General features: G+C 46.0%; 8 protein-coding genes (1 of these 8 cut by a window edge). 7 read left to right on the forward strand and 1 reads right to left on the reverse strand.

The genetic code is table 11. The features are described from left to right. The 6 genes from dnaA to gyrB all read left to right on the forward strand — a co-directional run bounded on the left by dnaA (position 1) and on the right by gyrB (position 6,321). Positions 1-1,347 carry a chromosomal replication initiator protein DnaA gene (dnaA, locus tag KAI37_RS00005; protein WP_023986414.1) on the forward strand — a complete coding sequence of 449 codons (1,347 nt, stop codon included), beginning with the start codon at positions 1-3 and terminating at the stop codon, positions 1,345-1,347. Between the two features lie 186 nt (positions 1,348-1,533). Continuing rightward, positions 1,534-2,676, forward strand: a complete 1,143-nt coding sequence (gene dnaN / locus KAI37_RS00010; protein WP_023986415.1) for a DNA polymerase III subunit beta — start codon at positions 1,534-1,536, stop codon at positions 2,674-2,676. A 47-nt stretch (positions 2,677-2,723) separates the two neighbouring features. Continuing rightward, a complete protein-coding gene (gene yaaA, locus KAI37_RS00015; RefSeq protein ID WP_023986416.1) occupies positions 2,724-2,942 on the forward strand; it encodes a S4 domain-containing protein YaaA in 219 nt (72 codons plus the stop codon). Between the two features lie 54 nt (positions 2,943-2,996). Further along, positions 2,997-4,112 carry a DNA replication/repair protein RecF gene (recF, locus tag KAI37_RS00020; protein ID WP_013308098.1) on the forward strand — a complete coding sequence of 372 codons (1,116 nt, stop codon included), beginning with the start codon at positions 2,997-2,999 and terminating at the stop codon, positions 4,110-4,112. 16 nt (positions 4,113-4,128) lie between these two features. Continuing rightward, complete coding sequence (gene remB / locus KAI37_RS00025) at positions 4,129-4,380, forward strand: extracellular matrix regulator RemB (RefSeq protein WP_007433255.1); 252 nt, start codon at positions 4,129-4,131, stop codon at positions 4,378-4,380. Positions 4,381-4,410: 30 nt separating this feature from the next. Beyond that, the gene (gene gyrB, locus KAI37_RS00030) at positions 4,411-6,321 is read left to right on the forward strand and encodes a DNA topoisomerase (ATP-hydrolyzing) subunit B (RefSeq protein WP_013308100.1); all 1,911 of its coding nucleotides are present in this window, start codon (positions 4,411-4,413) and stop codon (positions 6,319-6,321) included. 123 nt (positions 6,322-6,444) lie between these two features. Here gyrB and KAI37_RS00035 read toward each other — a convergent pair whose 3' ends face one another. Continuing rightward, a complete protein-coding gene (locus KAI37_RS00035; protein ID WP_076292929.1) occupies positions 6,445-7,281 on the reverse strand; it encodes a YheC/YheD family protein in 837 nt (278 codons plus the stop codon). A gap of 466 nt (positions 7,282-7,747) precedes the next feature. Between KAI37_RS00035 and gyrA the strand changes: the two genes are divergently transcribed. Then, a protein-coding gene (gene gyrA / locus KAI37_RS00040) for a DNA gyrase subunit A (RefSeq protein WP_220030523.1) crosses the window boundary here: on the forward strand, positions 7,748-10,000 show its 5' portion. 309 nt of this gene lie beyond the right edge of the window; 2,253 of the gene's 2,562 nt are visible here — the first part of the coding sequence; it begins with the start codon at positions 7,748-7,750; the stop codon falls past the right edge of the window.

Raw genomic sequence — 10,000 nt, forward strand, 5'->3', positions numbered from 1 at the left:
GTGGACAGCCATACCTCTGAACTATGGCAGCAAATTCTATCCATCATACAAACCAAGCTGAGTAAGCCGAGTTACGACACTTGGTTTAAGGCTACCAAGGCAGCGAAACTAAATGACCACTCCATTGTGATTTCTGCACCGACAACTTTTGCCGTGGAATGGCTTGAAAGCCGCTATACCAAGCTAGTCGGAGCAACGGTTTATGAAATTTTGGGCAAACAACTAGAGGTCAAGTTCGTTATTGAAGAGAACAAGCCCGCTGAGGTCGACCTTCAGCAACAACCTCAGCAGCAGCCGGTCGTTCATGAAGAAGCTGTGTCCCATATGCTGAATCCCAAATATACATTCGATACATTCGTCATCGGATCGGGGAACCGTTTTGCCCATGCGGCATCGCTTGCCGTCGCCGAGGCGCCGGCAAAAGCTTACAATCCGCTGTTTTTGTACGGTGGTGTGGGGCTGGGAAAAACGCATCTGATGCACGCTATCGGACACTATATTTTGGAGCACAATCCGACCAGCAAGGTCGTTTATTTATCGTCGGAGAAGTTTACGAATGAATTCATTAATGCCATCCGGGACAACCGCGGGGAAAGTTTCCGGAATAAATATCGCAACATTGATATTTTGCTCATTGATGACATTCAATTCATTGCGGGCAAGGAATCGACGCAGGAGGAATTTTTCCACACGTTCAATGCGCTTCATGAGGAACGCAAGCAGATTATAATCTCAAGCGATCGGCCGCCTAAAGAAATTCCAACGCTGGAAGAACGGCTGCGCTCTCGCTTCGAGTGGGGACTTATTACGGATATTCAACCGCCAGATCTGGAGACGAGAATTGCTATTCTTCGGAAAAAGGCGCGGGCGGAAAACCTGGATATTCCTAATGAGGCCATGATGTATATCGCTAATCAAATTGATACAAACATCCGTGAGCTGGAAGGGGCGCTTATTCGCGTTGTCGCTTATTCCTCCTTAACCAATCAGGATGTCACAAGTCATCTCGCAGCTGAGGCGTTGAAAGATATTATCCCGTCCAGTCGTCCAAAAATGATCACGATTCAGGATATACAGCATCAAGTCGGGGAATTTTACAATCTACGGTTGGAGGATTTTAAAGCGCGTAAGCGGACAAAGGCTGTAGCTTTTCCACGACAGATTGCCATGTACCTGTCTCGTGAGCTAACCGACTATTCTTTGCCAAAAATCGGCGAAGCTTTCGGTGGGCGTGATCATACGACTGTCATTCATGCGCACGAAAAAATCTCCAAATCCATTCAAGTGGATCAGGATCTGTTTAAAGTTATCAACAGCCTAATAGAAAAAATCAAAAATCCAACCTGAATAAGTTCAGAGCCTATACACAATTTATACACATGTGGATAGGCTTGATTTTATTAGGGTTACAGTGACTTATCCACATATTCAGTGCGCCTATTACTATTACTAATATATTTTAAAGATATACATCACCTAAATAAGGCCCGCGTCAACGCGTGCTTGAAGGATTAAAACCCGTAGGAGGAACTTATGAAGATCAGCATTCTGAAAAACGTTTTGAACGAGGCTATACAACATGTATCCAAAGCGATATCAAGTCGGACTACGATTCCAATTCTGAGTGGTATTAAGCTGGATGTGAATCACCAAGGAGTAACGCTGACCGCCAGCGATACAGACATCTCCATTCAATCCTTTATTCCGATGGAGGATGGTGACCAAACTGTTGTTCAGGTCGAACAACCCGGCAGTGTGGTACTGCCTGCCAAATTCTTTGTCGAAATTATCAAAAAGTTGCCGTCGCAGGAGATCCATATGGAGGTAAAAGACCAATTTCAAACCTTTATCTCGTCTGGTGCAACTGAAATTCAGATTGTTGGCTTGGATCCTGAAGAATTCCCGGTACTTCCCAACATTGAAGAAAATCAAGTCATCTCTGTACCAGGAGATTTACTCAAAAATATGATTAAACAGACGGTATTCTCCATCTCCACCCACGAAACGACACCGATTTTAACTGGCGTGTTGTGGAATCTGGCTGAGGGTGAATTGAAGTTTGTGGCAACGGACCGCCACCGCCTTGCCACCCGTAGCGCTCATCTGGAGACGTCTGAAGGCTTGCGTTTTAGCAATGTTGTCATTGCGGGCAAAACGCTGAATGAGCTGAGCAGAATTATTCCAGATCAAAATATGCTTGTGGATATCGTAGTAGCGGACAATCAGGTATTATTCAAAGTAGATCGGGTGCTATTTTATTCCCGCATCTTGGACGGCACCTATCCTGATACTTCTAGAATTATTCCGACCTCCTACAAAACAGAACTGATTGTGGATACAAAAAGTTTAAGTGAGTCAATTGACCGTGCTTATTTGCTGTCCCGTGAGGAAAAAACGAATATTGTAAAAATGCAGTCGCTGGAAAATGGCGGTTTGGAGATTTCCTCTAGTTCCTCTGAGCTTGGCAAAGTGCGTGAGGAAGTAACTGTGTCCAAATTTGAGGGAGAGCCGCTCAAAATTTCGTTCAACTCTAAATACATGCTCGACGTGCTGAAGGTGATTGACAGCGAGCAGCTGACGATTGCTTTTACCGGCATTATGAGCCCTATTATTTTAAAACCGGCAGATTCCAGCAATGCGCTGTATATCATCCTGCCATATCGCACAACCAACTGACGTTTAGCGTTAACCCACCCGAGGACAAGCGAAAGGATGAACAAGCCTTGAAACAGATATCTATACAAACCGAATACATTAAGCTCGATCAATTTTTAAAATTAGCCGATTGTGTATCCACAGGAGGCATGGCTAAAGCCCTGCTGCAAGAGGGACAAGTCCGTGTTAATGGTGAACCGGAAGAACGTCGTGGAAGAAAACTGTACCCGGGTGATACCGTAGAAGTAGAGGACAACGGAAGTTTCGAAGTTACAGCAGGAGCATGATCGCCTGGGTGGCAAGGACTCCTTTTAGGCACGGAGTAACAAGGGGGACCCTATGTGTTTGTGAACAACATTGTTTTGCAGCAGTACCGGAACTATGAACAGCTGGAGCTGAATGAATTTGGGCCCGTTAATTTGCTGATCGGACAAAATGCGCAGGGCAAAACGAATCTGGTAGAGGCGATTTTTGTACTGGCTTTAACCAAAAGTCATCGAACGTCCCGCGACAAGGAGTTAATCTCTTTCGGGGCTACTTCCACTCACCTAGCTGCGGATGTGGATAAAAAATACGGGAAAATCAGACTGGATCTCGCGTTATCCACACAAGGTAAAAAAGCAAAGATCAACGGACTGGAGCAGCGCAAACTGAGCGATTTTATCGGTTCGTTAAATGTGGTCATGTTTGCACCTGAGGATCTGGAAATTGTGAAAGGAACACCGGGGGTTCGCCGCCGGTTTCTTGACATGGAAATCGGACAGGTTGCGCCAGGATATCTGTATCATTTGCAGCAATATCAGAAAGTATTGGTTCAGCGAAACAACCTGCTCAAGCAAGCTTGGGGTAAGGATATGGCGTCAGTGCAGCTGATGCTGGAGGTATGGAATGAGCAACTTGTTGAGCATGGTGTTAAAATTGTTAAAAAGCGGAAACAATTTATAACAAAGCTACAAAAGTGGGCTCAGGCCATTCATGAAGGGATCGCAGGTGGGACAGAAGAGTTAAAATTAACCTATGTTCCCTCCTTCAGTGAGCCAGAGGAAGAAGATGAAGCTGTCTTATTGGAGCGATTTATGATAAAGTTATCCCAAATGAGGGAACAGGAAATCCGCCGTGGCATGACTTTGGCGGGACCCCATCGTGACGATTTGGCCTTTGCCATTAACGGCAGAGAAGTGCATACGTATGGCTCTCAGGGGCAGCAGCGGACGACGGCCCTGTCCTTGAAGTTGGCCGAAATAGAGTTAATTCATGAGGAAATTGGTGAATATCCTGTCTTGCTGCTGGATGATGTTTTGTCCGAGCTGGACCCCTATCGTCAGACCCAGCTGATCGAGACTTTCCAAAGCAAGGTACAGACCTTTATCACGGCAACCGGGGTTGAGACTTTGAACGCAGAACGACTCAAGGATGCCAATATTTATCACGTCCACGACGGGCATGTGGAACACTAAGGAGTGAGTGACCGCTATGTATATTCATCTGGGTGGAGAAAAAATCATCCGCTCGTCAGAGCTTGTGGCTATTTTCGATATCTCGATTGAAAAATCCTCTAAAATCTCCAAGCAATACGTGAACCACGCCCAACAGCAAAAGCATGTCGAGATGATTGGCGAAGAGGAAGCCAAGTCCATCGTAGTGACTCAGAATACGGTGTATTATTCCCCCATCTCCTCAACAACACTCAAAAAGCGGGCAAACCAGTTTGTTGCCAATGCTTAACCATAGAATCTATAGAAGTAGGTGAAAGGCATGTCTATGAATCAACCGTCTTATGATGCGGGCGAGATTCAGGTCCTCGAGGGCCTGGAAGCGGTTCGGAAACGTCCCGGGATGTATATTGGCTCCACGAGCGCCAAAGGTCTCCATCATCTGGTCTGGGAAGTTGTGGACAACAGCATTGACGAAGCGCTGGCGGGTTATTGTGACAGCATTCAAGTTGTGGTTCACGAAGATAACAGCGTTACCGTTACAGATAACGGACGCGGTATTCCGGTAAGCGAACACGCCAAAATGAAAAAATCTGCGCTGGAAGTCGTTATGACTGTACTTCACGCAGGTGGTAAATTCGGAGGCGGAGGGTACAAGGTATCCGGTGGTCTGCACGGGGTTGGTGTATCGGTAGTGAACGCTCTCTCCAGCAAAATGATCGTTCATGTTAAACGGGACGGACATCTGTATGAGCAGGAATACCACCGTGGTGCTCCGCAGTATGATGTCAGAGTCATCGGTGATACAGACGAGACGGGTACCCAAACGACCTTCTATCCGGACGATCAAATCTTTACAGAAACGACCGTATATGATTATGATACGCTCCAAACGCGGATTCGTGAGTTGGCTTTCCTGAACAAAGGCATTGCAATCAGCTTGACTGATGAACGGACGGGAGCCAGTGATACATTCCATTACGAGGGCGGTATCAGTGAATATGTGCAATTCTTGAATCAAAAAAGAGAAGCGTTACATGAACAGCCGATTTATGTCGAAGGCTCGCGTGATATGATTCAAGTCGAAGTTGCTTTGCAATATAACGACAGCTATACCGAGAATATTTATTCTTTTGCTAACAACATCAATACCCATGAGGGCGGAACTCACGAATCAGGCTTCAAGAGTGCATTAACCCGGATTATTAACGATTATGCACGTAAAAATGGCTTGATTAAGGACAACAATGCCAACTTGACCGGTGATGATGTGCGTGAAGGATTGACGGCGATTATCTCCGTCAAAATTCCAGAACCACAGTTTGAGGGTCAGACCAAGACAAAGCTGGGGAACAGTGAGGTGCGAGGGATTGTCGAATCCCTATTCGCAGAGAAACTCCAGGAATTCCTAGAGGAAAATCCGTCTGTTTCCCGCCGTGTGGTTGACAAATCATTACAAGCAGCACGTGCCCGGGAAGCAGCGCGTAAAGCGCGTGAGCTTACACGTCGTAAAAGCGCGCTGGAAATCAGTTCGCTCCCAGGCAAGCTGGCGGATTGCTCCTCTAAGGATGCTTCGATTAGTGAACTGTACATTGTCGAAGGTGACTCAGCAGGGGGATCGGCTAAGCAGGGTCGTGATCGTCACTTTCAAGCTATTTTACCGATTCGCGGTAAAATCCTGAATGTCGAAAAGGCACGCTTGGACCGTATTTTGTCCAGTGATGAAATCCGGTCCATGGTAACAGCAATGGGTACAGGGATCGGAGACGACTTTGACATCGCCAAAGCCCGTTATCACAAGGTCATTATCATGACAGATGCGGATGTCGATGGTGCCCATATTCGTACGTTGTTGCTGACGTTCTTCTATCGGTACATGCGTAAAATCATTGATGCAGGCTATATTTATATTGCTCAGCCACCACTATTCAAAGTAGAGCGTAACAAAGTTGTACGTTATGCGAACTCCGAGGCGGAACGTGATGAGATCATCAGGGAATTTGGAGAAAACGCGAAGTACAATGTACAGCGCTATAAAGGTTTGGGCGAGATGAATGCGACCCAACTTTGGGAAACTACGATGGACCCTGAGAGTCGTACCATGCTTCAGGTAACTGTCAGTGACGCGATGCTGGCTGATACACTGTTCAATACCTTGATGGGTGATAATGTAGAACCTCGTCGTGACTTTATCCAAGAACATGCGAAGTACGTGAAAAATCTTGATTTTTAATGCGTAACGTTCCTTCCTAGTGGCTGTATTACGTGCTCATTAGGTAGTATTCCACAAGGGGCGCCCAAATGGGCGTCCCTTTTCTTGTCATTAACCAGCCCGGGTGTATTTGAATATTTAATCTCATTGTTTTAGGCTTTTTTTCTTAGAACGTATGGGTTTACCCGTAGATGAAGAGTACCGGCCGTAGCCTACTGCATATCTGAATATTTTATGATAGAGGCTTTTGTTTGGAAGGGAAGAGAACACCTTGATTGCTGGTCTCGTATTAACCTCCAGAATCCACGGATAATTTTGCTGATCCAGTCCCACATCTAATCCTATTTCCCTTAAACGTGGGTATCTTTTTTGCAACTGCCAGGCTACCCGTTCGCCCATTTTTGATAATTTTTGCTCCAGTCGTACAGATTCCTTTACATCCATGTATGGAGCGACCAGCTCATTGAAAAAGCGTGTTGTCCCACCGCTGTGATGATTGGTGACGACTTTGTCAGGAGCAGCTACGCGTCCTACAATAAGCGTTGTTTCCCATTGGTGTCTCAAGTTCATCTGGGTTAATACCCTCAAATCGAAGGGGCGTGCTTCATGCTGAAGAAGTGGAATTCCACGCTGGATCAGATATGGACGTTTTCGTATGCGGGAAGAAACCACTCTATGCAGATCTTCTAGACTTTCGAAGGTGAAGGTATCTACTTCATAGCGAAGCACATACCAAGTTCTCTCTTCGATGATTCCTTCTTCTGTCGGCGGAAGCGGCTCTGTCAGCCTCTCTGCCCGCATAACCCCTTTTCCATAAGTACCGTTATCAGGCTTAATATAGACAGTACCATACACGGCCAACATTTCGTTCAAGTGATCAAATGTGTACAACCGTGTTTCCGGTACATAAGCGGCCAATGTCGGATTGGGGAGAATGGCATTTGTTTTGGTCCACTTACTGGATACTCGCTGAATAGACAAGTAATCTCATCCCTTTCTTTTCGAAATATGAGTCATGTACTTGGAATCCGCAACACTTTGACAAAACAAGGGAAACTAAAGGACAAGTGCGTAAAACAATGATATAATAGAGAAATACGGCGTTTTTCGGAATTTTGCTAAGTGAACCCTGACCGTATACGTATTGTATGTGGAAAAGGCCCTTAGGGTGGGGGCTAATCCCCAGCTCTGGGGAATTTGTTATAATCAGGGCTTGTGAGTTGTACAAGAGAATAGCGATCTGCTACAGGCAGAGAGAGAATGACGAGGGATTTACGCTGTAAAGAGGACAGATGCGTTTAATTGTGCTCTTTTTGTGAAAGTAATATAATTATACAGATGAGGATTTCAGCCAAAATCCTGCGCAGAGAGCGGAGTGTATAGGCAGTATCTTGTTAGGCTTTTCACATAGAGAGCATTGTATTGAAGGATAAGAAGGAGGACCAGCATGGCGGATCAAAATAACTCGCAAATCATCAATAGGGATATCGGAGTGGAAATGCGCGAATCCTTTATGGATTATGCCATGAGTATTATTGTTAGCCGTGCCTTGCCTGATGTGCGGGACGGACTGAAGCCGGTACACCGTCGTATTTTGTACGCGATGTCCGAGCTAGGCATGTCGCCAGATAAGCCTTACAAAAAATCGGCAAGAATCGTCGGCGAAGTTATCGGTAAATATCACCCTCATGGTGATACGGCTGTATATGATACGATGGTGCGGATGGCGCAGGATTTTTCTTTGCGTTATATGTTGGTGGATGGACACGGTAACTTTGGCTCCGTGGATGGAGATATGGCGGCTGCGATGCGTTACACCGAAGCACGGTTGTCCAAGATTGCCATGGAAATGCTACGTGATTTGAACAAAGAGACCGTTGATTTTATGCCGAACTATGATGGTGAAGAGAGCGAGCCCGTCGTATTACCTGCACGTTATCCTAACTTGCTGGTGAATGGCGTCGGCGGAATTGCAGTCGGAATGGCTACCAATATTCCTCCGCATAACTTGGGAGAGGTTATCGATGGTGTACAAGCATTGATCGAAAACCCCGACATTACGCCGATGGAACTTATGGATTATATTCAAGGGCCCGATTTCCCGACAGCAGGTTATATTTTGGGACGCTCTGGTATCCGTCAGGCGTACCAGACTGGCCGCGGATCTGTGACCATGCGTGCGAAGACCACCATAGAAGAGATTGGCAATAAAGCACGGATTATCGTGCATGAGCTGCCTTACCAAGTGAATAAGGCTCGTCTGGTTGAGAAAATTGCCGAATTAGTACGTGACAAACGTATTGAAGGCATTACGGATCTTCGGGATGAATCGGACCGTACGGGTATGCGTGTCGTTATCGAGTTACGTAGGGACGTGAACCCGAACGTCGTTCTGAATAATTTGTTTAAACATACGGCTATGCAGTCGAATTTCGGTATTAATATGCTTGCCATTGTAAACAACGAACCGAAGATTTTGAACCTGAAGGATGTCTTGTATCATTATCTCAAACATCAGGTCGAGGTTATTCGGCGCCGGACAGAATTTGATCTGAAAAAAGCCGAAGCTAGAGCACACATTCTGGAAGGCTTGCGCATTGCCCTTGATCATCTGGACGAAGTTATTGCTTTGATTCGTTCTTCCCAAACTGCAGAAGCAGCTCGTGAAGGACTGATTGAGCGTTTCTCGCTCACTCTTGAGCAGTCTCAGGCTATTCTCGATATGCGTCTGCAACGCTTAACCGGTTTGGAACGTGAGAAGATCGAGAACGAATATAACGAGCTAATACAAAAGATTGCGGAATACCGTGAGATTTTGGCGAACGAGCATCTGGTACTCAACATCATTAGCGAAGAGCTGAATGAACTTAAGGAACGTTTCGCTGATGACCGTCGCACTGAAATTACAGTGGGTGAAGAGAGTATTCTGGATGAGGATCTCATTCCGCGTGAAGATGTTATTATTACTGTAACCCATACGGGATATATCAAACGCCTTCCTGTTACTACCTATCGCAGTCAAAAACGCGGTGGTCGTGGTGTAGTGGGTATGGATACCAAAGATGAGGATTTCGTAGAGCATCTGTTCATTACGAATTCACATCATCATTTGTTATTCTTTACCGACAAGGGCAAGGTATATCGGATTAAGGCCTATGAGATTCCTGACCTTAGCCGGACTGCCCGGGGGACACCGATTATTAACCTGATTCAGATTGAACAGGGTGAGTCGATCAATGCGGTAATTCCAATCGAGGAATTTGTGGAGGATAGCTATCTATTCTTTGCGACCCAGCATGGAATCATAAAGAAGACACCACTTGATGACTATGCAAATATCCGCAAAGGTGGCTTGATTGCCATTAACTTGCGTGAAGATGACGCCCTGATCGAAGTGAAGCTGACCGACGGACAGCAGGAAATGATTATTGGTACAGCACAAGGCATGTCTATCCGTTTCCCTGAAAGTGATGTACGGTCTATGGGCCGTAGCGCTACAGGGGTTAAAGGGATCAACCTTGATGTGAGTGATGCTGTAATTGGTATGGACATCGTGGATACCAGCCTGGATATCCTGATTGTAACGGCCAAAGGTTATGGCAAGCGTACCCCTGTTGTGGATTATCGTATCCAAAGCCGTGGAGGTAAGGGGATCAAGACGATTAATGTTACGGATAAAAATGGTCCGGTTGTCGGTCTC

It is taken from the genome of Paenibacillus sp. S25 (assembly GCF_019454085.1).
Lineage (GTDB): Bacteria > Bacillota > Bacilli > Paenibacillales > Paenibacillaceae > Paenibacillus > Paenibacillus polymyxa_B.

Bases quoted from the DNA above. Each gene is read 5' to 3' on its own strand.
- dnaN (WP_023986415.1), top strand. From the start codon at position 1,534: ATGAAGATCAGCATTCTGAAAAACGTTTTGAACGAGGCTATACAACAT.
- remB (WP_007433255.1), top strand. From the start codon at position 4,129: ATGTATATTCATCTGGGTGGAGAAAAAATCATCCGCTCGTCAGAGCTT.
- gyrB (WP_013308100.1), top strand. From the start codon at position 4,411: ATGTCTATGAATCAACCGTCTTATGATGCGGGCGAGATTCAGGTCCTC.